The following is a 23,273-nucleotide window of genomic DNA, read 5'->3' as shown; positions in this document are numbered from 1 at the left end:
CTCCCTTATTCTAGTCTATTGCTCATTTTTTTGTAAAATAATTTCATCATCTAAATATACTGTTATTGTAGCTTGCCCATTATAAGTAACATTTTTAGTAATAACATCATCTTTTTGATGTTGTTCATTATATACTTCGCGTTCACCATTAGCATCAGATACTTCGATAATTAAATTCCCAGGCCTAGTTAACTTTACAGCTACCTTTGATTCACTAGAATTATTTGCAGTCCCAGAACTTATTATTAAATTTACTTTAGTTCCTGCTTTAACACGCCCACCTACAGCTGGATCTTGCTCAAAAACTATATTTTCTCCATATTGATTACTAGGTTTTTTGGTAACTCCACTTAAAACTAAACCTTGCTCTAATATTCTCGCTTCTGCAACATTTAAGTCAAGACCTATTAAACTTATCATAGATTTAAAATTAGGTCTTGATCCTTTACTAATTACTAAATCTATTTTACTATTTTTTGTTACCTCGTCTTCAAATCTTGGATATTGATTTATTACTCTCCCAATTGGATATTCATCATTATATTCATTGGTGATTTCACCAATTTCTAATTCCTTGTTAGTTAGTCGTATTTCTGCTTCTGCTTCTGTATACCCAACTATATCTGGAACTAAAACCTTCGATACCCCTTTACTTACAATTACCATCACCGTTCTTTTGGACTTTATTTTAGCATCTGGTAAAGGATCTTGGCTGATAATTCTACCCTCAGGTACTTCATCATCTTCTATTTCATTTTTAATTTCTAAATTTAATTTTTTATCTTTTAATAGTCTTTTACCCTCAGATACAGTTAAATTTTGTACATCTGGTACTATTACATCCTGTTTTATGAAAAGTTTAGAAAATGACCAAGTAGATCCCACAAGTAAAATTAATCCAATAAATATTATAAGAGCATATCCGGTTGGTTTTATCTTTTTCTTTTTCTTTTTATTATTTATAGATTTATTGGGTTCTAATTTATCACTGAACACAATTGTATTTTCTAAAGAATTTGTGTCAAACTTTTTATTTTCCTTAACCTCTATTTGAATAAGTTTTCCCTCATGAATATCTTGCAAATCATTTTTTATATTACTAAAACTTTCATAACGATCATTGCTATCTTTAGCAATACACTTTAAAATAACATTTTCTAAATCTTGATTTATATTAGGATTAATTTCTCTAGGCTTAATGGGATCCTTTTGAATATGTTGCAAGGCTATACTAATTGGAGAATCACCTTCAAAAGGTAATTGTCCAGTTATCATTTCATAAAGAAGTATCCCTAGTGAATATATATCAGATTTATGACCTGCTATTTCTCCTTTTGCTTGTTCAGGTGAAAAATAATGAACAGAACCTAAGATACCTTTTGTATGTGTAACAGTTGCAGCGCTAACAGCTCTAGCTATACCAAAGTCTGTTACCTTAATTAATCCTTCTTTATTTATCAAAATATTATGTGGCTTAATATCCCTATGAACTAGGTCATTTTTATGAGCATGTTCTAAGGCATCACAAATTTGCTTGACAATATAAATAGTTTCTTCTTGTGAGATCATACCTTTTTCTTTTATAATCTCTTTTAAGTTTTCACCTTCAATATATTCCATTACTAGATAATATAAATTTTCATCTTGCCCAACATCATATATACCTACGATATTGGCATGAGATAAACTTGCTGCAGCTTGTGCTTCTCTTCTAAATCTCTTAACGAATTCATTATCACTGGTAAACTGTTCTCTTAGTACTTTAACAGCTACTAATCGGCTTAAAAGTAGGTCCTTTGCTTTATATACAACTGACATGCCACCTTCGCCTATAGGTGATAATATCTGATATCTTCCACCTAGATTTTTCCCTATCACTCTTACACCTCATTTCGTTCTATAACTTTGTGTAACGAAGTTGGTATATTAGTACTATGTACTGTTTTAATTATCCTATATCTAGGATTCAATGGATGTTGTTTCATCGAATTGCTCTTTATTACCTGCCAGTATGTAAGATTTAAAATCAAAGCTAACGCTACAATCCAAATTATTTTAAATATATAATTTAAACCTTCTTCTTCCATCTGTACAGTAATAGACTTGTTACTGGTTAAAGCTAAAATAAAACCTAAATTTATAAAATTTGTTATTACTGCACTTCCTCCATAACCCATAAAAGGTAAAGGCAAACCAGTAAGTGGGATTAATTTTGAAACCCCTGCCATAATAACAAAAGATTCTATAACCATAATCGCAGATAAACCTAAGGCTAATATTCTACGCCCTTTGGTAGGTATAAACTTTATTTCATGATAACAAAAAAACAAAAATAATAAATAAAGCAATATTATGCTTATCGATCCTAAAAGTCCTAACTGTTCACCTATTGCTGCAAACATAAAATCAGTATGTACTTCTGGGATAAACTTAGAAAATCCATTACCTAAACCTACTCCTAGAATCCCTCCATTGGAAAATGAAAATAAAGAGAAAATTATTTGGTACCCACTAGTATGAGGATTTTCCCAAGGACTTAACCAGGTAAGAATTCTAAACCTTACATGAGGAAAATAGTAATATGCCACAATAGCAGCTAAAAGTAGTATAATGATTCCCCAAACTTGACTCGTAATTTTTTTAGTAGTTAAATATATAATTAGTAAAAATGTAAGATAAAAAACTAGCGCCATTCCTAAATCCTTTTGTAATACTAAGATAGCAACACTACTTAGTGTACCTATCCAAGCTAAAAAGAAACCCTTACCTTTTATGAAAGTACTTTCTCTAATTAGGCTTGTTAAAAAAACTAAATAAAAAATTTTAGCTAGCTCAGAAGATTGAAATCTAATTTTACCTAATTGCAGCCAACTAGTGGCTCCCCCTACTTCAACACCTTTAAGAAGAGGTAAAATAAGTAAAGTTAAAGTAATAATTAACCATAAATATTTATTGTTTTTAATAAAGTCCATAGGTATGTTTTTTACAATAAAAAAGATTACTAACATCACGATTAAACCTATACATATCCAGAGTAACTGTCTTGGAGCTAAATATGGATTTAATCTAATTAAGAATATCCAGCCCAAACTTATTAATAATGATATAATATCAAATATTAAGTTTTTTACTTGTAAAACCTTTATAATAAATAGTTTTACTAAAAATAAAGATACAATTAAAATAATATTATAAAATATTAAATTTGGAATTTCTGTTTCCTGAATTATAAGATTAATATTGCTTAATAAAATTACAATTATATTTAAAAAAAATAGTTTAAAATCTTGTAAAAAATTATTCATTATAATTTACCAATACTAGGGTAATATTATCTTTTCCACCTCTTTTTAAAGCTAAATCCATCAAATTATTAACAGCTTCTTCTAATTTATTATTAGTAATTATATTAAATATTTCCTCGTCTTTAACTTGATTTGTGAGTCCATCTGTACACAATAATATACATTCTCCAGGCTTTATTTCCCTTTCGAATAAATCTACCTTAACATCTTGTTCAATGCCAAGTGCTCTTGTCAAAATGTTTTTATTGGGATGATTATTAGCTTCTTCTTCGGTAATTTCACCAGTATTCATTAATTCCCTAACTAATGAGTGATCTTGTGTTAATAAACAAATTTTGTCTTTAGTAATTAAATAAGCTCTACTATCACCTATATTGGCTATATGTAATCTATCTTTATGCATAATTATTGCAGTTATCGTCGTACCCATACCTACAAATCCTTCATCGGTATGAGCCTTATTATAAATTAAAGAATTAGCTTTTTCGATCGTTTTTCTTAAAAGCTCATTAAAATTTTCTAAATTCTTATCTATTATACAGAAGTCATCAATAGTTTTAATTGCTATTGTACTGGCTAATTCTCCTCCTTTATGTCCACCCATACCGTCAGCAACAACAAAAAGATTACGAACTTCATCAACTAAATAGCTATCTTCGTTAACCTTTCTCACTAAGCCAATATTCGTCAATGATTTTACCTTCATTACTACACCCCACTAACTGCAGGGAACCTCCTGCAAATTCAACTAATTCTCCTTTAGAAACAGTTTGAAAGTCATCCTTAACTTTTAAAAGTAAGTTTCCATTTTTTAAAGTTATTTCTTGATTAGCAAAACTTAATCTTCTATCTTTATTTATTAATATTATTTCACCTTTTGTATAAGAAGTATCATCATTTTTAAAATCACTAATAACCAATAAAAGTGCAAAATCCATTTGATCTTTATTGTATTTTCTAATCTCTAAGTATAATAATGCCAAGAACATATATAATGTGATTAAAAGAAGTATATTTCCACTACTATCAAACACAAACATTTATTCCTCCATTCTACCGCTTAATTGACCACATGCCCCATCAATATCTAAACCTTTTTCTTCTCTAATACTGGCATTTATCCCAAATTTATTTAACCAATTTGAAAAATCAGTTACTTTTTTTCTACTAGGCCTTGTATGAATTTTATTAACAGGATTAACTGGAATAAGATTTATATGGCACATTAAATCTTTTAAATAATTAGCTAAATCTTTAGCGTCTTCTGCATTATCATTAACATCATTAACTAAAGCATATTCAAAGGTTATGCGGCGTTTAGTCTTTTCTATATAATATTTACATGCATTCTTTAAATCACTAAGAGGATATTTATTATTAACAGGCATTAACTTTGATCTCTCCGTATCTGTGGCTGCATGTAGGGATATAGCTAAAACTAAATCTAAATCTAAATCAGCTAGTTCTATAATTTTAGGTACTATTCCACATGTTGACACAGTAATCCTGCGCATTCCTATATTTTGACCCTCAGAATTATTTAATAAATAAATTGACTTAATAACGTTAGTAAAATTCAAAAGAGGTTCACCCATGCCCATATAAACAACATTATTTATTTTAAAATTTTCTTCATATATACTTTCAAGTTTAGTAACTAGGTAAACCTGACCTAAGATTTCACCGACACTTAAATTTCTAGTAAATCCACCTTTTCCAGTTGCACAAAAACCACATCCCATTGCACATCCAACTTGACTAGATATACACAAGGTATTTCTTTTTCTTGCTTTTGTTCCTTGATATTTCATTAGAACACATTCAATATAATTATTATCCGCTAATTTTAATAAATACTTTGTTGTCCCATCCTTAGAAACTTGGGATTTAATTAAATCTAGTTCATTTAACACTGTTTTTTCTAGCAATTTATCACGTAATTTACCAGGTACATTTGTCATTTCTGCAAAATTAGAAACTCCTTTAGCATGTACCCAGCTAAAAATCTGTTTACTTCTAAATTTACTTTCTTGTAGTTCTAGCATTAATTTCTCTAATTCTTCTAAATTTAATGAACGTAAATCAATTAACATAAATGTAACCTCTCAATTTTTCATTTCCTTTTTAATCTCGCAATAAAAAACCCATCCATCTTATGGGCAAAAGGTAAGAATTGAATATACCCTTCTTTGCCTTCTTCTGTATTATATGGCAAATATTCATTTAAGCTATCATCTAAATAAAAATCTGGACTATATTCTAAAAATCTTTGTACTACTTCTTTATTTTCTCTGGAATCAATTGTACAAGTGCTATAAATTAACGTCCCTTTAGATTTAACTAATTTAGACGCACTTTGTAATATCTCAAATTGCAAATTACTTAATTCTTTAATATCCTTTTCTTCCTTTTTCCATCTTGCATCTGGTCGTCTTCCTAATACTCCTAATCCAGAACAGGGTGCATCTACTAATATTCCATCTACTAATTCATGAATATGAGCTGAAATTTCCCTAGCATCTACTAATTTTGTATCTACATTTGTTATTCCTAATCTTGTACAGTTTTCTTTTATTAATTCTAACCTATGTTCATGAATATCTAGGGCTAATATTTTTCCCTCATTTCCCATAAGTTGTGCCATATGTCCTGTTTTTCCTCCTGGAGCACTACAGGTATCGATTATGAAATCTTTATTTTTAGGATTTAAGACATGACTTACAATCATGGAGCTTTCATCTTGAACAGTAAAGAGTCCTTCCTTAAAAGTATTTAATTTAGTCATACCTGTATTATTTATTAATCTTAAACCTTCAGGTACCTTTTCGCTTTTAACTGTTTCAATGTTTTCATTTTGAAGCCTTTCTTGTAGTTCTTCCCTATTTGTCTTTAAGGAATTAGTTCTTATCCACAAAGGTGAGGGATTATTAAAATATTCACATAAAGTTTCTGTGTTATCGATACCAAAATCTTTTACCCAGCCTTTTATCATCCAATTAGGAAAGGAATAAAAACTCGCCAAGTATTCAATGGGCTGTGAATTTTTATTAGGATATTTTATATTTTCTAAGTTTCTTGCTATATTACGTAATACTCCATTAATAAAACCAACTGTTCCTTTATGTCCGTATCTTTTTCCTAGGTTAACTGATTCATTTATAGCTGCAGAAATAGGGACTTTATCAAGAAAGATTATCTGATAAAGTCCCATACGGATGATATTTCTAATCATAGGAGCCATTTTATTGACCTTAGGTTTAGCAAACTGATTAATTATATAGTCTAAACGTCCTTTATATTTGATAGTGCCATAAACTAAATCGGTTACTAGTCCTTTATCTCTTTGATCAGCTAATTTTGCATTTTTAAGTGCTTTATCTAGTTCGATATTTGCATAAGCTAACTTTTCATTAACTTCAAAGATTACGTTTAAAGCTAAATCTCTAGCATTCATTAGTCATCACTTCTTCCTAAAAGACCAGAAATTAATAATAGTCTAATTAAATTAAGGGCAGCCATTAATGCTGCAGCAACATAAGTAAGGGCAGCTGCATCTAAAACTTTCTTTGTTTTTTTAATTTCATCATTATCTAAAAATCTTTGTGAACCTAAAATATTTAAGGCTCTATTACTAGCATTAAATTCAACAGGCAAAGTTACAAGCTGAAATACTACTACTGCAGAAAACAAATATACTCCTGCCTTTACAAGAAAAGGTGCACTCATTAATAATCCTATTAGTAACAGTGGAAAAGATAAAGTTGAACCAATTTGGGTTACAGGAACTAAAGTGCTTCTAAAATGTAATGGTAAATAACCCGTATCATCTTGTATCGCATGACCTACTTCATGTGCAGCAACTCCTAAGGATGCCAGAGAACTGCTATGATAAACATCATTAGATAATCTTACCACCTTAGTTCTAGGATCATAATGATCCGATAATTGTCCAGGTGTAGCTTCAACTGCTACATTGGTTAATCCTTGATCATCTAAAATAGCTCTTGCTACCTGGGCTCCCGTAACATTTCTTTTTGATGACACCTTAGAATATTTTCTAAAGGTTGATTGAACTTTAGTTTGTGCATAAAACGCGAGTAGAATTCCTGGTATTAATAAAATCATCGTAGGATCAAATATTGGAAAAAACATTATTTATGTCCCCCTTTTAAAAAAAAGTTAATTGCATTTTCAACTTGCCCTAAACTTACTTGTGTATTATAACAAGGTCCTTCTGGTCTTTCATTAAGAACACCTAATACAGGAATATCTTTAACATCTTGGATTCCACTAGTCAAATCTCTTTCACAAGCAATAGCTATAATTGCCTTTGGCCTTTTCTCAGCAACAAACTTTCGTGCAAAGGTTCCACCTGTTGCTATTACAATATCAACATTATATTTATTACTTACCATTAATAATGACCCCACCTTACACAACCCACAGTTTTTGCAATTATTTACATCAATTGTTATCTTATGAGGACATTTTACATTTTGTAGACAATGAGGAGCTAGTATTAATATATCTTCAGGTAACATTTTATATTTTTTTAGTTTCACCAATTCGTTATTAACTTGGATATAGGAATTTTTTATTTTATCTGAGCTTAACCCAAACCACTTCCCTATTCGTAAAGCATTTGGATATAAAAACAAAATACTCTTTTTAATTAACTTATTTGAGTTAATGGGTTTGGAACTCCATAAACTATATATTAATAAAGCTATTCCTATTCCAAAAAATAAAAACAAAAAGGTCACAAGAATAAAACTAATTACCAGAAAAATTCGATTAAAAATAGGTGATAAACCAGTAGCAATCAAATAAGCTAAATAAAAACTAATCAGTAAACCACTAAAGCTTAATAATAAGAGAAAAATAAATAACCGTTTATTTGTTTCATACACCTTGATCACCTAATACTAGACCGGTCTTAATCTTATATCCATTTATAAAATCTTTGGCAAGCATAGCCTTTTTTCCAGCAGGTTGGACTTTTGTAATTAATAATTTATCATCTTCTGTTTTAACCCAAAATCCATCATTATCCACTTCAATAATCGTGCCTACTTTACTTTTATCTCCACTACTTTCCAGGTTATTTAACCTTGTTTCAAGTATTTTAAGACGTTCATTATTACATACAGTATATGCACCTGGCCAAGGATTCATACCCCTGACTAAATTATGAATATTAGTAGAATTCTCATCCCAAGAGATTACTTCATGCTCCTTTTTTAATAGGGAGGCATATGTAGACTCCTGGTCATTTTGGGGTTGTGGAATAATTTTATTTTTTTGTAAAAGATCAAGCGTTCTGACCAAAAGCTCCCCACCTAATTCTGCTAATTCATCATGTAGTTCTCCTGAATTCATATTGTTATCAATTAAAATTTCTTCTTTTAATAACATATCGCCTGTATCTAATCCTTCATTCATATACATGGTCGTAATTCCTGTTTTTGTTTCTCCATTAATTATTGACCAGTGGATAGGCGCTGCCCCTCTGTACTTTGGTAATAAGGATGCATGGACATTAATACAACCAAAACTAGGTAATTCTAAAATATCCTTAGGTAAGATTTGTCCAAAGGCTACCACTACAATAATATCAGGATTTAATTCTTTTAAAATTTCTATAAATTCTTCATTTCTTACTTTTTCCGGTTGAAAAATTGGCAATCCTAGTTCTAATGCTTTTTGTTTTACAGGAGGAGCGGTTATCTTTTTGCCTCTTCCCTTCTGTCTATCTGGTTGGGTGACCACACCTATTACTTCATAATTAGCTTTAACTAAATATTCTAATGAACTAACTGCAAAGTCAGGTGTTCCCATAAATAATACCCGCATAAAGTTACCTCCTTAGGGTGTTGTTTGTATTTTTTGTGCTTTATCAATAAATAAAATGCCTTCTAAGTGATCTATTTCATGCTGTAAGCATCTAGCAAGTAGTTCATCACCTTCAATTATAACTTCATTTCCTTTTCGATCTAATCCTTTAACTTTTACTTCTTTAGCTCTTGTTACTTCTCCTACTATACCTGGGCAACTTAAACAACCTTCATAATCAGTCTCGCTGCCTTTTGAATCGATAATTTCTGGATTTATTAACTCAATTAGACCTTCTCCTACATCAATAACTACTACTCTTTTTAATACACCTACTTGCGGGGCAGCTAGGCCTACGCCTTTAGATTCATACATAGTCTCAGCCATATTATCTAAAAGTTTCTCAACATTTTTTGTAATATTTTTAACATACTTTGATTTTTCCCGTAAAACAGTTTCTTCTTTTTTTACTATGTTATATATAGCCATAATTTCCTCCCAATATAAAGCTTCTTTGTTATGTTTCCTATTATCTCATTATAGAATACTTTGAGGCTCAATATCAATAATTATCCGTAATTGATTATATTCCTTTAGGTTTACATATTTTTTATATTCATGCCAAGCTACTTTACGTAAAAAATCTAAACTATTTGCTTTTAAAATAATTTGCCATCTAAATCTATTTTGGATTTTTGCTAAAGGGGCTGGAGCAGGTCCAAATATTTCTATTTTATCCTTTGAAATATTCTTTAAATCTAATCCTATTTTTTCTGCTAAGTTCATTACAATATCTTCTTCATGTCCGTTAATAATAATTCGTACTAGACTATTAAAAGGTGGATAACCTATTATTTGCCTTTGTTCAATTTCTTTTTCATAAAAAGACTTATAATCGTGATTTTTAGCATGGATAATGGCATAGTGTTCAGGATTATAAGTTTGCACGATTACTTTTCCAATTTTGTCACCTCTGCCAGTTCTACCTGCTACTTGAGTAATTAATTGAAATGTTTTTTCTCCAGCTCTAAAGTCAGGTAAGTTTAAAGAAGTATCAGCAGCTATCACACCTACTAATGTAACATTTGGAAAGTCTAATCCTTTAGCTATCATTTGAGTTCCTAGTAAAACCTGGGTTTCCCCTTTACTAAATTCTGCTAAAAGCTCTTGATGAGAGTTTTTTCTCGTTGTCGTATCTACATCCATCCGCGTAACTTTAATTCCCGGAAAGGCTTTAATTAATTCCACTTCAACTTGCTGGGTTCCTGAACCAAAATATCGAATATATTTACTTCCACAATGAGGACATTTTGTCGGAACGCTAGCCCTGTAGTTACAATAATGGCATCTCATTTCTGAATTTACAAAATGATAAGTTAAACTTATTGAACAGTTTTTACACATTAAAGATTCTCCACATTCCCTACAAAGAACAAAAGTAGAATATCCCCTTCTATTCATAAATAATATTACTTGTTCTCCCTTTGCTAGGGTGTCTGAGATACTTTGATGAAGTACTCTACTAAAAATACTTTTATTTCCTGATTCTAGTTCATTTTTCAAATCAACTACTTCTACTTTAGGTAAAGGATTTGCTTTAACCCTTTGAGCTAATTCAATTAAAGTATAATTATTTTGTTTTGCATTGTAATACGTTTCTATAGAAGGCGTAGCACTACCTAAAATTAAAACACCATTTAAGTTTCTAATTCTTTCTATTGCTACATCTCTTGTATGATAACGAGGATCCGGTTCGGTTTGCTTATAGGTAGATTCATGCTCTTCATCAATGATAATAATCCCTAAGTTTTGTACAGGTGCAAAAACAGCACTCCGAACTCCAATAGCTACTTTAGCATTACCTGACCTTAGGGCATTCCAAGCATCTAATCTTTCACCCTCAGATAAGCCGCTATGTAAAACTACTACCTGCTGACCCAAAACTCCTTTAAATCTCCCAATTGTTTGATGAGTAAGGGATATCTCTGGAACTAAAAGTAAAGCTCCTTTGCCTTGATTAACGGCATTTATAATAGACCTTAAATAGACCTCTGTTTTGCCACTACCAGTTACGCCATGTAACAAAAAGGTCTCCAACTGATTTTCATTTATGGCCTTCGTAATTAAACTAACTGCATTTTGCTGAGAATCATTTAAGGTAAGCTTTTTATGATTAAGAAATTCCTCATTAAGCTCAGGAGTTCTTTCTTTTTTTAGCTTATGTTTTCTTATATAGCCTTTTTTTTCGAGTGCGTTTATTGAAGACAAATTAAGTGAGTATTCTTTTAAAAGCTTTTGTTGTTCTATTTGGCCTACAGTATCTAAAATGTTTAGTATTTTCAACTGAATAGGAGCTCTCTTTAATTCTTTTAATACATTATCATATTCTTCTTTTTTTACTATCTTTTCAATTATTGTAACAGAGCTATTAGTTTCTTTAGTCTTAAAGTCTAGAAAAATTTCTATTAAGCCTCTTTGCTTGAGATCCTGTAAACTACTATTTATGTCTCCTCCGTATTTTCTTAATAAAGAATTTAATTTTACTGGTCCATTCTCTAAAGAACTAAGGATATTAGCAACCCTCACATCTAAAACACTTAAAGAAATACTTAGCTCATTATTTTCTAAAAGTCTTACCCACCTATCTGGCTCTATTCTCATAGCAGGAGGAATTATTTGCTCAATAACTTTATGAATAGGACTTAAATATGACTTACTAATCCAAAGGGCTAATTTCATTAATTCTTCAGGTATAAGTGGTTTATCCTCTAATATTTGCGCTATTTCTTTCAGCTTTTTAATCTCAGACGTTTCAGGGAAATCTACAACATAACCTTCTCGTAAAGCATTCCCTACTGGAACAAGCACCCTACAACCTATTTTAAGTATATCCACCATTTTTTCTGGAAACTTATAATACAATATTTGCTTTTCACTTTGCTTTGGCAAGTTAACTACAACTGCAACTAAGTTTTGCATTTAACTCTTCCTTTTATTGTGATTTTAGATATATTTAACCTGACTAACTTGGCGTAAGTCTCCCGCCTATTTAGGCGGGGGTCAAACGCCAACTAAGTCATGCATTTGCAGTTCTAGAATTCAGGTGGAGTAGAAGAATCTCCACCTGAATTAAGAACTTGCTTCAATTAAAAATTTGTAAAACAAAAAGAAATTGAGCCTAAAGCCCAACTTCTTTTTTTAGTAATTCAACCTTATCTAGTTTTTCCCAAGGTAATTCAACATCGGTTCTACCAAAATGTCCATAAGCAGCTGTTTGTTTATAGATTGGTTTTCTTAAATCTAATTCTTTAATAATACCTGTAGGTCTTAAATCAAAGATATTTTTTACTGCACTAACAATTTTCTCTTCTGATACACTACTTGTCCCAAAAGTATCTACTAGGATTGAAACAGGTTCAGCTACACCTATTGCATATGCTAATTGAATTTCGCATCTTTTTGCAAGACCTGCAGCTACAATGTTTTTAGCAACGTATCTAGCAGCATAAGCAGCTGATCTATCTACCTTTGTTGGATCCTTTCCAGAAAAGGCTCCACCGCCATGTTTCGCTTTACCACCATAAGTGTCTACGATAATTTTTCTTCCTGTTAAACCAGAATCCCCTTGAGGTCCACCAATAACAAATCTGCCCGTAGGATTTATTAAGAAACGAGTATTTTCATCTATGAACTCTTTAGGTAATACTGGCCTTACTACTTTTTCTATTACTTCTTCTCTAATAGTTGCTAAAGTAACCTCTTCCTTATGCTGGGTTGAAATTACAATTGTGTCGATTCTAACTGGTTTATCCCCATCATACTCAATAGTTACCTGAGATTTTCCATCTGGTAATATATAGTTTAATTCGCCACTTTTTCTTACTTCAGATAGTTTTCTCGTTAATTTATGCGCTAAACTAATTGGCATAGGCATATATTCTGGAGTTTCATCGGTAGCATAACCAAACATCATCCCTTGGTCTCCAGCACCTAAAGATTCAATTTCAGAATCTGTCATTTCACCTTCTCTTGCTTCTAGAGCCATATCTACACCTAAAGCAATATCGACAGATTGTTCATCTATAGCTGTTAATACTGCGCAGGTATCACAGTCAAAACCATATTTTGCTCTATCATAACCAATTTCTCGAATTGTATTTCTTACTACCTTTGGAATATCTACATAACATGATGTGGATATTTCCCCCATAACAAGAACTAAGCCAGTTGTAACAGCTGTTTCACATGCTACTCTTGCGGTTGGATCATGTTCAAAAATTGCATCTAATACTGCATCAGAAATCTGATCGGCAATTTTATCAGGATGTCCTTCAGTTACTGATTCAGATGTAAATAATTTACGCACTGGAAATTTCACTCCTTTTTTAATAAAGTTACAGCTTCATCTATTATTTTATCGGCAACATCTAATTTACTCATTAACGGCAACTTATTTGTTTCTTTTGTGGCAGAAAAAATTGTTACCTTATTTGTATCATAGTTAAATCCTGCACCCTCTTGACTCACGTCATTAGCTACTATAAGGTCTAAATTCTTCTTTTTAAGTTTAGTTAACGCATTTTGAGTTAAATCATTTGTTTCAGCTGCAAAGCCTACAAGAATTTTATCACCTTTTTGTTCTCCAAGAAAGGCTAAAATATCAGGGTTACGTTCTAATTCAATATGCATGTCACCATCAGATTTTTTAATTTTTTGATTGGCAATATTTTTAGGTCTATAATCAGCAACCGCAGCTGCTTTAATTACAATATTATTACTAGCAAAATTTTCTTTTACTTTAGTAAACATTTCTAATGCAGTTTCTATTTGAATAAACTTGATCCCTTCAGGTCTAGGTAAATTTGTCGGCCCTGATATTAAGGTAACATCTGCGCCACGTTCTTTGGCTACTCTTGCTATTGCATAGCCCATTTTTCCTGAACTACGATTTGTAATATATCTTACAGGATCAATAAGCTCCCTTGTTGGACCAGCTGTAATTAAAATAGAGACACCTTTTAAGTCTTGTTTTTTTCCAGATAAATTATATAAATAATTCACTATATCCTTAGGATCAGCCATTTTTCCTTTACCACTATCTCCACACGCAAGATTCCCTACGATAGGATCAATAAACTCATACCCCAAATGTTTCAACTTACTTATATTGTCCTTTAAAATTGGATTTTCATACATATTAACGTTCATGGCTGGAGCAAATACGACTTTAGCCTTTGTAGCCATAATAGTTGTAGTAAGGAAATCATCACAAATACCATTTGCTATTTTCCCAATTATGTTTGCAGTTGCAGGTGCAACTAAAAAAACATCTGCCATTTTAGCTAAAGATATATGCTCTACATTCCAATTCTTAGACTCAGAAAATAAATCTGTAATAACCTCATTACCAGATAAAGTTCTTAGGGTTAAAGGAGTAATAAACTGCATAGCTTCTTTTGTCATAACACAGTGAATATTTGCCCCACTTTTTTTCATTAGACTAATAATCTCACAAGACTTATAAGCAGCTATTCCTCCCGTTATTCCTATTACAATATTTTTATCTTTTAACATATTATTTATTTAATTCCCGTCTTAGTTCTTTCGTATCTTATTTTATCGCCAGCAATTTCATGTAAGGCTATGGTAACTGGTTTAGTAGATTCGATTTTTATAAGTGGTGGTTCTTGTTCAACAATAAGGCGAGCTCTTTTAGCTGTAGCCACAACTAAAGAGTATTTACTATCTACTTTAGTCATCAACACATCTATAGATGGTTTATTCATTTTTATCATCCTCTATTAAAAAATATAATAATTATTTCTTTTTGCTTTACACTTTTCTGCCAAAATTATTGCTTTTACCTTTTCCACTGCTTTTTCAACAATATCATTTACAATAACATAATCATAGATTCCCAGGTACTCCATTTCATTACAAACATTACCTAATCTTTTTTCAATTTCTATATTTGTTTCAGTTCCTCTCCCTTTTAAACGTTCTTCTAATTCCTGCATAGAAGGAGGGATTATAAATAAATAAATTGCGTCAGGTCTTTTTTCTTTAACCTTTTTAGCTCCTTGTGGGTCAATCTCTAATATGCAATTATGTCCATCATTTAAGATTTCTTCTACATATTCATTGGGAGTTCCATAATAATTATCATATACCTTTGCCCACTCTAAAAATTCATTCTCTTCTAATTTTGCTTCAAATTCTTCTTTTGTTATAAAAAAGTACTCTTTCCCGTGCACCTCTCCATTTCTTGGTTTACGAGTAGTGGCTGAAATTGATAATTTAACATCTATCTCTTTTAAAAGCCTTTTACAAATGGTTCCTTTGCCTGCACCTGAAGGACCAGAAAGGATAATTAATAATCCCTCTTCGTTTACATCCATTACGAACAGCTCCTTTTATTGCTCATCTTCATCATTATGTACGGGTGTGTCTTTTACCACTAAACGATGGGCAACAGTTTCTGGTTGAACAGCAGATAGAATCACATGATCACTATCTGTTATCACAACCGCTCTAGTCCTACGTCCATACGTAGCATCGACTAACATACCTTTATCTCTTGACTCTTGTATAATTCTTTTTATTGGTGCAGATTCAGGGCTAATTATGGCTATAATTCTATTTGCTACAACGATATTACCAAAACCAATATTTATTAGCTTTATATCCATGTTAACCTCCTATATATTATGCCAATAACTAATAAGATTAACTAAAAAAATATAATATTTATTCAATATTTTGAATTTGTTCTCTTATTTTCTCAAGCTCAGTTTTCATTTCTACTACTAAATGTGCAATTTCCAAATCATTAGCTTTGGATCCTATTGTATTAGTTTCCCTATTCATTTCCTGAACCAAAAAGTCCAGCTTTCTACCAACAGCACCTTCATAATTCAATGTATTTATAAATTGATCAAAATGACTATCTAATCTAATTAACTCTTCAGTAACATTGCTTTTTTCAACCATGAATATCACTTCTTGATTTAGTCTGTTTTCATCAACTTGTTCAATTAAAAGCTCTTCTATTCTTTTACGAAGCCTTTCTCTATATTCATCTAACATGATTGGGCTTCTCGCTATAATTTTTGCTTGATAATCTTTTAAATTACTTATTCTGCTAATTAAATCTTCAAATAATGTCTTTCCTTCTGCCTCTCTCATGCTTAATAAACCATCTAATGCCTTCACAGTAGCCTTTTCAATAACCTTTTTTACCTGTTCTAAATCAGTTTCATTTTCTTCTTCTTTAATTACTTCAGGTAAAGAAGCTATCTCATAAATACTAACATCAGAAGAAATTTTCAAATCTTTAGCTAGCTCATTTAAAGAATTATAATAATCTATGGCTAGGTCTTTGTCAACTTTGATTTGAGATTTCTTTTGATCTATTTCCTTAACCTTAATAAATAAGTCAACGCGTCCTCTACTTATATACTTTTGTACTAGTTTTCTTAAATAATCTTCTAATAATATATATTGTCTTGGTTGCTTAATAACTATTTCACTATATCGATGGTTAACTGATTTAACTTCAACAACAAATTCTAAACCTAGCCCCTCTTCTTCTCCTCTACCATAACCAGTCATACTATGAATCATAAGTATTCCCCCTGAAACACGTTTGTAGCAGAACCTGTCATTAAGACATGTCCATTTAGAAGCCACTCTATATAAAGGCTACCTCCTAATAACTGAACCTCGGCCTTTTTACTAGTTTTTCCTGAAAGATTAGCTGCAACTAAAGTCGCACAAGCACCTGTCCCGCAAGCATTAGTTATTCCTGCTCCTCTCTCCCAGACACGCATAATAACCTTTTCTTCATTAATTATTTGGACAAATTCAACATTAGTTTTATTGGGGAAAAGTTCATGACTTTCAACTAATGGACCCCATTTATAAATATCTATTTCATTAATATCTGGTACGAATATTATACAATGAGGATTCCCCATGCTAACTGCTGTTACTTTGAATTCTTTACCTTCTACTATTATTGTTTCTTCAATAACTTGTCCACTATTCCCTAACATCGGGATTAAGGATCTTTCTAAAATAGGTTGTCCCATGTCAACCTTAATATTTATAACCTTATTATTATCTAAAATTAATTCTGGTATCATTGTACCTGCTAAAGTTTCAACTGTCATAATTTTCTTAGATACAATACCTTTTTCATATACAAATTTAGCAAAACATCTTAAACCATTTCCACACATTTCTGGTTCGCTGCCATCTGGATTAAAAATACGCATTTTAATATCTTCTTTTTCTGATGGTAATACTAAAATTAGTCCATCAGCACCTATGCCAAAATGTCTATCACATATCTTCCTACTAAGATGTGAATAATCCTCTTTTATTTGTTCAGTAATAGCATCTACTAAAATAAAGTCATTGCCTAAACCATGCATTTTGGTGAATTTCATGAAAATTTCCTCCTAAAATTATAATAACTTAAAGTAAAGTGGCTAAGGCCACTTTACTTTAAGCTTTTGAAAAAATTGTTTTTCTTAAGCTAACTCTTTTGAAAGAGCGATATAATAATTGTAAAATTGTCGTACCAGCAGAAATACTTAAAATCACAAACCAATCAAAAAAACCTAAACTTTGAGTTTTGAAAATAGGTTGTAAAAAAGGCAGATAAATTACACTTAAATGCATTAAAACAGAAAAACTAACAGCTCCTACTAAAAATGGATTAGAAAATAAACCTATTTCAAATATCGAATATTTTTCTGACCTACAATCAAAAACATGAAATAATTGAGAAAATACTAGCGCAGAAAAAGCCATCGTTCTAGCTAATTCTAAATTTGAATTATTCGTATAAAAGCCAATAATAAACACTGCTAATGTACTTATACAAATTAAGGTTCCTCTTACTATTATTCTCCTGGATAAACCATGAGCAAAAATACTTTCTTTAGGGTGACGAGGATCCCTTTTCATTATATCTGGATCAGCTGGATCCACACCTAAAGCCATTGCAGGTAAACCATCTGTAACTAAATTAACCCATAATATTTGTATTGGAAGTAGCGGTAACGGAAGTCCTATTAGTGTTGCTACAAACATGGTTAAAACTTCTCCTACATTACATGATAATAGATATCTAATGAATTTACGAATATTATCGTAAATCGCCCTTCCTTCTTTAACAGCTGAAACAATTGTAGCAAAATTGTCATCTCCTAATATCATAGAAGAAGACTCCTTTGTAACGTCTGTTCCTGAAATACCCATTGAAATACCAATATCAGCTTCTTTAACTGCTGGTGCATCATTTACGCCATCACCAGTCATTGCTACAACTTGACCTTGTTTCTTTAATGCCTTCACTATTCTTAATTTATGTTTAGGGGATACGCGAGCATATACTGATACCTTATTAACTACTCTTTTTAATTCTTTATCACTCATATTATCTAAATCATTTCCAGTTAAAACAAGATCATCTTTATTATATATTTTCAGCTCACTTGCTACGGCTTGAGCGGTAATTTTATGATCTCCTGTTATCATTACAGTTTTTATGCCTGCTTTTTTACATGTACTCACAGCTTCAGCAGCTTCATTTCTTGGAGGGTCAATCATTCCTGCTAAACCAACAAATACTAAATTATCCTCTATTTCCTTTTCATTTTCTTCATATTTATATCCTTTAGGAAGTTCCTTAAAAGCAAGCCCTAAAACCCTTAATGCTTGTTTTGCCATGTAATCATTATTAGATAAGATTTTCTCCCTTAGTTGTACGGTTAAAGGCGTTATTTTGCCTTCCCATAAAACATGACTACATCTTTCTAAGATTATATCAGGGGCACCCTTTGTATAAACATTTAAATGCTTATTATTTGTATAAATAACAGACATTCTTTTACGAGTAGAATCAAAAGGTAAGCTATAAACTCTTTCTTCTTTATTTTCTATCTTTTCTCTCCACATTCCTGCTTTCATTGCAAGTACTAATAATGCTCCTTCTGTAGGATCTCCAATTATTTTCCAAGAACTTTTATCGTTATTTCTAAACAGTCCTGTAATAGCAGTCTCGTTTTTATTTAGAGAGGAATCATTACATAGTGCTGCTATTTTAGATAAAAGCTGTAAAGCAGTTTTATTTTTGTCATTTCCGCCATGAAACTCACCTTTTGGCTCATAACCTTCTCCAGTTACATCTATTTCCTCATCAGCTAAAAATACTTTACGTACAGTCATTTCATTTTGAGTTAATGTACCTGTTTTATCTGAACAAATTACTGTAGCACAACCTAATGTTTCTACTGCAGGTAATTTTCTAATTATAGAATTCTTTTTAATCATTTTTTGCACGCCTACTGCTAAGGCAATAGTAACAATAGCTGGTAAGCCTTCAGGGATTGCAGCAACGGCTAAACTAACCCCTGTTAAAATCATTGCATAAAAATCTTCTCCTCTTAAAATACCTGTTACTACTACTACCAATACAATTACCAAACAAAAAACTACTAACCATTTTCCGAGTTGCTCTAATCTTTTTTGAAGTGGTGTTGTATCATCTTGAACTTTCTGAATTAATCCAGCAATTTGCCCCATTTCCGTTTCCATACCAGTATAAACAACTACACCTAGTGCCTTTCCCCTGGTTACTGTAGTACCAGAGTAACCCATATTTAATCTATCACCAATACCCACATTTTTTTCTTTAATAGCTTTAGTACATTTTTTAACAGGTAGAGATTCACCTGTTAATGCCGATTCTTCAACTTCTAGTTGATTTGCTTCTAGTATTCTTAAATCTGCAGGAACAATATCTCCTGTTTCTAAAGCTACAATATCTCCTGGAACAAGTTCACGAGCAGGTATTTTAACCTTTACTCCATTTCTAATTACTAAAGCATCAGGTGCTATTAGTTTTTTTAACGCTTCCATAGATTTTTCAGCCCTATATTCTTGCACAAAACCTAAAATTGCATTTAAAAATACTATTGCTATAATTGTTATTGCATCAGCATATTCACCTAGCATTCCTGATATTAGGGTAGCCATTAATAAAATAATTATCATGAAGTCTTTAAATTGATTAAAAAAAACAACAATTGGAGATACTGTTTTTTGTTTACGTAATTCATTATGACCAACTAATTCTAATCTTCTCATGGCTTCAACATAAGTAATACCTTTTTTTTCATCAACCTGAAATTCTTTCAAAACATCATCTTTATCCCGGTAGTGCCACTCTTTTAACTCCACGCCTTCTCCCTCACTTTTTTGCAAAATTATTACTAAGTAATTATTATGCAAGGCTAAATAAAAAAATGAGTAAAGAATCATAAGTTAAAATATTAATCACTTACTAAATTGTTAAAACTAGACAGGATGTTTTAAAAAAGATATACTTCTAAAACAGGAGGTGTAAGTATGGCACTAGATGGAATTCTTATTAATTCTTTAACACACGAATTAAATCATTTATTAACTACTGGACGTGTTGATAAAATTCATCAACCAGATAAAAATACAGTTATTATATCAATTAGGAAACCAAATAAATCTTTTAAATTACTTGTATCTAACCACCCACAAACAACTCGTTTTCATATAACAGATAAAACCAGGTCAAATCCAAGTACTCCACCTTTGTTTTGTATGGTTTTACGAAAGCACTTAGAAGGTGCTAGACTTCTGGAAATTAAACAAGATGGTTTAGAAAGGGTAGTTTCTTTTACCTTTGAGATTATAGATGAACTAGGAGAAAAGGCGAAACGTGTTTTAATTGGAGAGTTCATGGGTAAACATAGTAATATAATCTTGTATAACCCAGAAACCGGCTTAATTATTGACAGCATTAAACGTTTAACAACCTCAACTACCAGTTATCGTGAAGTTCTACCTGGTTATGAATATGTATCTCCACCTCCCCAAAATAAAAAACTTCCTACAGATTTATCTGAGCAGGATTTAATAAAGGCCTTTTTAGATTTATCACCTGAAACAACAATTACCAAGGCTCTAATTAATACTATTTCGGGATTTAGTCCCCAAACTGCAAGAGAAATTTCAATTAGATCAAATCTTGATCCTAATACTGGTTTAGAATTTCTTGGTCAATATGAATACTCAAAACTTTTTCAATCTATAACGTGGCTCAAAGAAATTTTAGATACTCATAATTTTAAACCTACAATTGTTTTTGATAATGATATACCTATTGCTTTTGCACCTTTTGAATTAAATCAATTTGCTTCAAGTGAGCAAAGAACATTACCAAGTATGAGTAATTTACTTGAAACTTATATTGGGCAAAAAGAAGATAAAAATGTACTAAGCCAGAAGGTTCTCGACTTACAAAAAATAGTTAAACGAGAATTAGATCGATGTGGAAAAAAACTTAATCTACAATACGAAAAAATTTCAGATGGGAAAGTATGCGAAAAATACAAAATTTGGGGAGAATTGCTAACAGCTAACCTTTATCAAATAAAACAAGGTGATAAGGCTATAGTTCCTAACTTTTATTCTGAGCAACAAGAATTAATAGAAATTCCACTGGATCCCCATTTAACACCAAATGAAAATGCACAAAAGTATTTTAATAAATATACTAAGGCAAAAATTGGAGCGGAAAAATCTAAAGAACAAGCTGATATAGTAAATAAAGAAGTTGATTATTTAGAAACCATCGCCCACAGCTTGCAAAAAGCAGATAATTTAATTGATTTACAAGAAATACGGATTGAAATGGAAGAAGAAAGTTATCTTAAAAAGAAAATATCTAAAAAGAAAGAAAAAGCTTTCAAACAAAATGCTCCACTTAGCCTTATAATAGATGATTTTCAAGTCTATTTTGGAAAAAATAATAAACAAAATGATTATGTAACCTTTAAGATTGGAAGATCTTTAGATACATGGCTTCATACTAAAGACATACCTGGTTCACATGTTATAATTAAAAACCCTGAAAATAAAGAAATACCCGCTCATGTTTTAGAAACTAGCGCTGAGATAGCAGCATATTTTAGCAAGGCTCGTAATTCTTCTCAAGTTCCAGTTGATTATACCTTAGTAAAACATGTTAAAAAACCAAATGGAGTTAAACCTGGAATGGTAATTTATGAAAACCAAAAAACAATTTATATCACACCTAATGAAGAAAATATCAATAAACTCTTAGAAAAAAGGTTGGATTAATCCAACCTTTTTTCTTTACCTTCTAAATAAGCTGCAGCACTTAACCCTGCTATAGCTCCTTCTCCAACAGCTTTAGCAAGTTGATAAGGTTCACCGGTAACATCTCCAGCAGCATATACACCTGGAATATTAGTTTCCATTTTTCTATTTACAACTATATCTTTATCATCTATATTTAATCCTTGTAATAAATCTTTCGGTGGAATTGTTTCTTTTAGTAAAAAAAGACCTTCTAAATTAATAATCTCATCATTAATTAAAATACCTTCTAATTTTTCTTTACCTATTATTTCTTGTGGCTTTTCTTTTATAATTGTTGTAGTAGATCCTACTTCACCTATCTCTTTATACATCGGTATATAGTAAACTTGCTTAGCTAATCCTTCTAAAAACTTTAGTTCTTCCTCTGCCTTTTTATTATAACCAACTACACCTACTACTTTATTTTTATATAACCCTCCATCACAAGTAGCACAATAAGATACGCCTTTGCCTAGTAAATTTTGCTCATTAGGCAAATAGCCAACAGTCTCTATTCCTACTGCTAAAATAATGGATTTGCAAATTAAGACCTTACCTTTTGAAACTACATTAAATTCATCTTTAGAAATATAGATACTATCAATTTTCTCATTTACTATTTCAATACCAAATTTTTCAATATGATTTAAATACTTTCTCCTTAAATCTTCACCAGATATATCATAACAACCCAAATAATTATCTATATGTGGTGCTTTGTTTAATTTTTGACTGCAAAAACTACCTCCATAAATAATAGTTTTTTTCTTTCTTATGGTAGCATTTATCGCAGCTGACATACCAGCTGGTCCACATCCAATCACTAAAATATCTATTTTAGGAATATCCATTTCATCACCTCTTCCTTTTAGTTTGTAATAAAAACTAAAAATAATGCGCATAAAAAAATACCATCTTTAAAAGATG

21 protein-coding genes are annotated in these 23,273 nt (G+C 31.1%); 1 reads left to right on the top strand and 20 read right to left on the bottom strand.

All coding sequences use genetic code 11. From position 1 onward, the window contains the following. Positions 1–15 precede the first annotated feature (15 nt). The 19 genes from pknB to B8965_RS08915 form a co-directional block, all read right to left on the bottom strand. Positions 16–1,878: a Stk1 family PASTA domain-containing Ser/Thr kinase gene (pknB, locus tag B8965_RS09005; RefSeq protein ID WP_084053823.1), complete on the bottom strand. Its 1,863-nt coding sequence runs from the start codon at positions 1,876–1,878 to the stop codon at positions 16–18. A gap of 2 nt (positions 1,879–1,880) precedes the next feature. Next, positions 1,881–3,305: an FtsW/RodA/SpoVE family cell cycle protein gene (locus tag B8965_RS09000; protein ID WP_084053821.1), complete on the bottom strand. Its 1,425-nt coding sequence runs from the start codon at positions 3,303–3,305 to the stop codon at positions 1,881–1,883. Then, a complete protein-coding gene (locus B8965_RS08995; protein ID WP_084053819.1) occupies positions 3,298–4,011 on the bottom strand; it encodes a Stp1/IreP family PP2C-type Ser/Thr phosphatase in 714 nt (237 codons plus the stop codon). Before B8965_RS08995 ends, B8965_RS09000 begins: the two co-directional genes overlap by 8 nt. Beyond that, positions 3,965–4,345, bottom strand: a complete 381-nt coding sequence (locus B8965_RS08990; RefSeq protein WP_084053817.1) for a hypothetical protein — start codon at positions 4,343–4,345, stop codon at positions 3,965–3,967. The genes B8965_RS08995 and B8965_RS08990 overlap by 47 nt, the downstream gene beginning before the upstream one ends. After that, positions 4,346–5,398, bottom strand: coding sequence for a dual-specificity RNA methyltransferase RlmN (rlmN, locus tag B8965_RS08985; protein WP_084053815.1), 1,053 nt, complete (start codon positions 5,396–5,398; stop codon positions 4,346–4,348). A gap of 20 nt (positions 5,399–5,418) precedes the next feature. Beyond that, entirely contained in the window at positions 5,419–6,759 is a 1,341-nt protein-coding gene (gene rsmB, locus B8965_RS08980) for a 16S rRNA (cytosine(967)-C(5))-methyltransferase RsmB (RefSeq protein ID WP_084053813.1), read from the bottom strand. After that, on the bottom strand, positions 6,759–7,457 hold the full coding sequence (locus tag B8965_RS08975) for a zinc metallopeptidase (protein ID WP_084053811.1): 699 nt from the start codon (positions 7,455–7,457) through the stop codon (positions 6,759–6,761). Before B8965_RS08975 ends, rsmB begins: the two co-directional genes overlap by 1 nt. After that, positions 7,457–8,215 (bottom strand): DUF116 domain-containing protein, encoded by a 759-nt coding sequence (locus B8965_RS08970; RefSeq protein ID WP_084053809.1) that lies wholly within the window; start codon positions 8,213–8,215, stop codon positions 7,457–7,459. Before B8965_RS08970 ends, B8965_RS08975 begins: the two co-directional genes overlap by 1 nt. Further along, positions 8,208–9,158, bottom strand: coding sequence for a methionyl-tRNA formyltransferase (fmt, locus tag B8965_RS08965; RefSeq protein ID WP_084053807.1), 951 nt, complete (start codon positions 9,156–9,158; stop codon positions 8,208–8,210). Before fmt ends, B8965_RS08970 begins: the two co-directional genes overlap by 8 nt. A 12-nt stretch (positions 9,159–9,170) precedes the next feature. After that, complete coding sequence (gene def, locus B8965_RS08960) at positions 9,171–9,626, bottom strand: peptide deformylase (RefSeq protein ID WP_084053804.1); 456 nt, start codon at positions 9,624–9,626, stop codon at positions 9,171–9,173. Between the two features lie 48 nt (positions 9,627–9,674). Beyond that, entirely contained in the window at positions 9,675–12,116 is a 2,442-nt protein-coding gene (priA, locus tag B8965_RS08955) for a primosomal protein N' (protein ID WP_084053802.1), read from the bottom strand. Positions 12,117–12,315: 199 nt separating this feature from the next. Next, positions 12,316–13,503, bottom strand: coding sequence for a methionine adenosyltransferase (gene metK / locus B8965_RS08950; RefSeq protein ID WP_084053799.1), 1,188 nt, complete (start codon positions 13,501–13,503; stop codon positions 12,316–12,318). A gap of 8 nt (positions 13,504–13,511) precedes the next feature. Then, entirely contained in the window at positions 13,512–14,711 is a 1,200-nt protein-coding gene (gene coaBC / locus B8965_RS08945; protein WP_084053797.1) for a bifunctional phosphopantothenoylcysteine decarboxylase/phosphopantothenate--cysteine ligase CoaBC, read from the bottom strand. 5 nt (positions 14,712–14,716) lie between these two features. Beyond that, positions 14,717–14,923: a DNA-directed RNA polymerase subunit omega gene (rpoZ, locus tag B8965_RS08940; RefSeq protein ID WP_084053796.1), complete on the bottom strand. Its 207-nt coding sequence runs from the start codon at positions 14,921–14,923 to the stop codon at positions 14,717–14,719. A 15-nt stretch (positions 14,924–14,938) separates the two neighbouring features. Beyond that, a complete protein-coding gene (gene gmk / locus B8965_RS08935; RefSeq protein WP_084053795.1) occupies positions 14,939–15,535 on the bottom strand; it encodes a guanylate kinase in 597 nt (198 codons plus the stop codon). 15 nt (positions 15,536–15,550) lie between these two features. Continuing rightward, complete coding sequence (remA, locus tag B8965_RS08930) at positions 15,551–15,826, bottom strand: extracellular matrix/biofilm regulator RemA (protein WP_084053794.1); 276 nt, start codon at positions 15,824–15,826, stop codon at positions 15,551–15,553. A gap of 58 nt (positions 15,827–15,884) precedes the next feature. Further along, positions 15,885–16,760 carry a YicC/YloC family endoribonuclease gene (locus tag B8965_RS08925; RefSeq protein ID WP_084053793.1) on the bottom strand — a complete coding sequence of 292 codons (876 nt, stop codon included), beginning with the start codon at positions 16,758–16,760 and terminating at the stop codon, positions 15,885–15,887. Then, complete coding sequence (gene dapF, locus B8965_RS08920) at positions 16,757–17,587, bottom strand: diaminopimelate epimerase (protein WP_084053792.1); 831 nt, start codon at positions 17,585–17,587, stop codon at positions 16,757–16,759. The genes B8965_RS08925 and dapF overlap by 4 nt, the downstream gene beginning before the upstream one ends. Before the next feature lie 58 nt (positions 17,588–17,645). Then, positions 17,646–20,387 (bottom strand): calcium-transporting P-type ATPase, PMR1-type, encoded by a 2,742-nt coding sequence (locus B8965_RS08915; protein ID WP_423237177.1) that lies wholly within the window; start codon positions 20,385–20,387, stop codon positions 17,646–17,648. Positions 20,388–20,555: 168 nt separating this feature from the next. Between B8965_RS08915 and B8965_RS08910 the strand changes: the two genes are divergently transcribed. Continuing rightward, entirely contained in the window at positions 20,556–22,325 is a 1,770-nt protein-coding gene (locus B8965_RS08910) for an Rqc2 family fibronectin-binding protein (protein WP_084053790.1), read from the top strand. Here B8965_RS08910 and B8965_RS08905 read toward each other — a convergent pair. Continuing rightward, the gene (locus B8965_RS08905; RefSeq protein ID WP_084054264.1) at positions 22,322–23,197 is read right to left on the bottom strand and encodes an NAD(P)/FAD-dependent oxidoreductase; all 876 of its coding nucleotides are present in this window, start codon (positions 23,195–23,197) and stop codon (positions 22,322–22,324) included. The genes B8965_RS08910 and B8965_RS08905 overlap by 4 nt on opposite strands. Positions 23,198–23,273: the final 76 nt, after the last annotated feature.

The organism is Desulfonispora thiosulfatigenes DSM 11270, assembly GCF_900176035.1.
GTDB classification, from domain to species: Bacteria; Bacillota; Peptococcia; order Peptococcales; family Desulfonisporaceae; genus Desulfonispora; species Desulfonispora thiosulfatigenes.
The sequence above is the reverse complement of the archived record's forward strand: the minus strand, read 5'-3'. Positions and strand labels throughout refer to the sequence as shown.

Coding starts and splice junctions, on each gene's coding strand:
- rsmB (WP_084053813.1), bottom strand. CDS start 6,759: ATGAATGCTAGAGATTTAGCTTTAAACGTAATCTTTGAAGTTAATGAA.
- def (WP_084053804.1), bottom strand. CDS start 9,626: ATGGCTATATATAACATAGTAAAAAAAGAAGAAACTGTTTTACGGGAA.
- B8965_RS09000 (WP_084053821.1), bottom strand. CDS start 3,305: ATGAATAATTTTTTACAAGATTTTAAACTATTTTTTTTAAATATAATT.
- priA (WP_084053802.1), bottom strand. CDS start 12,116: ATGCAAAACTTAGTTGCAGTTGTAGTTAACTTGCCAAAGCAAAGTGAA.
- B8965_RS08905 (WP_084054264.1), bottom strand. CDS start 23,197: ATGGATATTCCTAAAATAGATATTTTAGTGATTGGATGTGGACCAGCT.
- fmt (WP_084053807.1), bottom strand. CDS start 9,158: ATGCGGGTATTATTTATGGGAACACCTGACTTTGCAGTTAGTTCATTA.
- coaBC (WP_084053797.1), bottom strand. CDS start 14,711: ATGTTAAAAGATAAAAATATTGTAATAGGAATAACGGGAGGAATAGCT.
- B8965_RS08975 (WP_084053811.1), bottom strand. CDS start 7,457: ATGTTTTTTCCAATATTTGATCCTACGATGATTTTATTAATACCAGGA.
- rpoZ (WP_084053796.1), bottom strand. CDS start 14,923: ATGAATAAACCATCTATAGATGTGTTGATGACTAAAGTAGATAGTAAA.
- B8965_RS08995 (WP_084053819.1), bottom strand. CDS start 4,011: ATGAAGGTAAAATCATTGACGAATATTGGCTTAGTGAGAAAGGTTAAC.
- rlmN (WP_084053815.1), bottom strand. CDS start 5,398: ATGTTAATTGATTTACGTTCATTAAATTTAGAAGAATTAGAGAAATTA.
- gmk (WP_084053795.1), bottom strand. CDS start 15,535: ATGGATGTAAACGAAGAGGGATTATTAATTATCCTTTCTGGTCCTTCA.
- dapF (WP_084053792.1), bottom strand. CDS start 17,587: ATGAAATTCACCAAAATGCATGGTTTAGGCAATGACTTTATTTTAGTA.
- B8965_RS08910 (WP_084053790.1), top strand. CDS start 20,556: ATGGCACTAGATGGAATTCTTATTAATTCTTTAACACACGAATTAAAT.
- remA (WP_084053794.1), bottom strand. CDS start 15,826: ATGGATATAAAGCTAATAAATATTGGTTTTGGTAATATCGTTGTAGCA.
- B8965_RS08990 (WP_084053817.1), bottom strand. CDS start 4,345: ATGTTTGTGTTTGATAGTAGTGGAAATATACTTCTTTTAATCACATTA.
- B8965_RS08925 (WP_084053793.1), bottom strand. CDS start 16,760: ATGATTCATAGTATGACTGGTTATGGTAGAGGAGAAGAAGAGGGGCTA.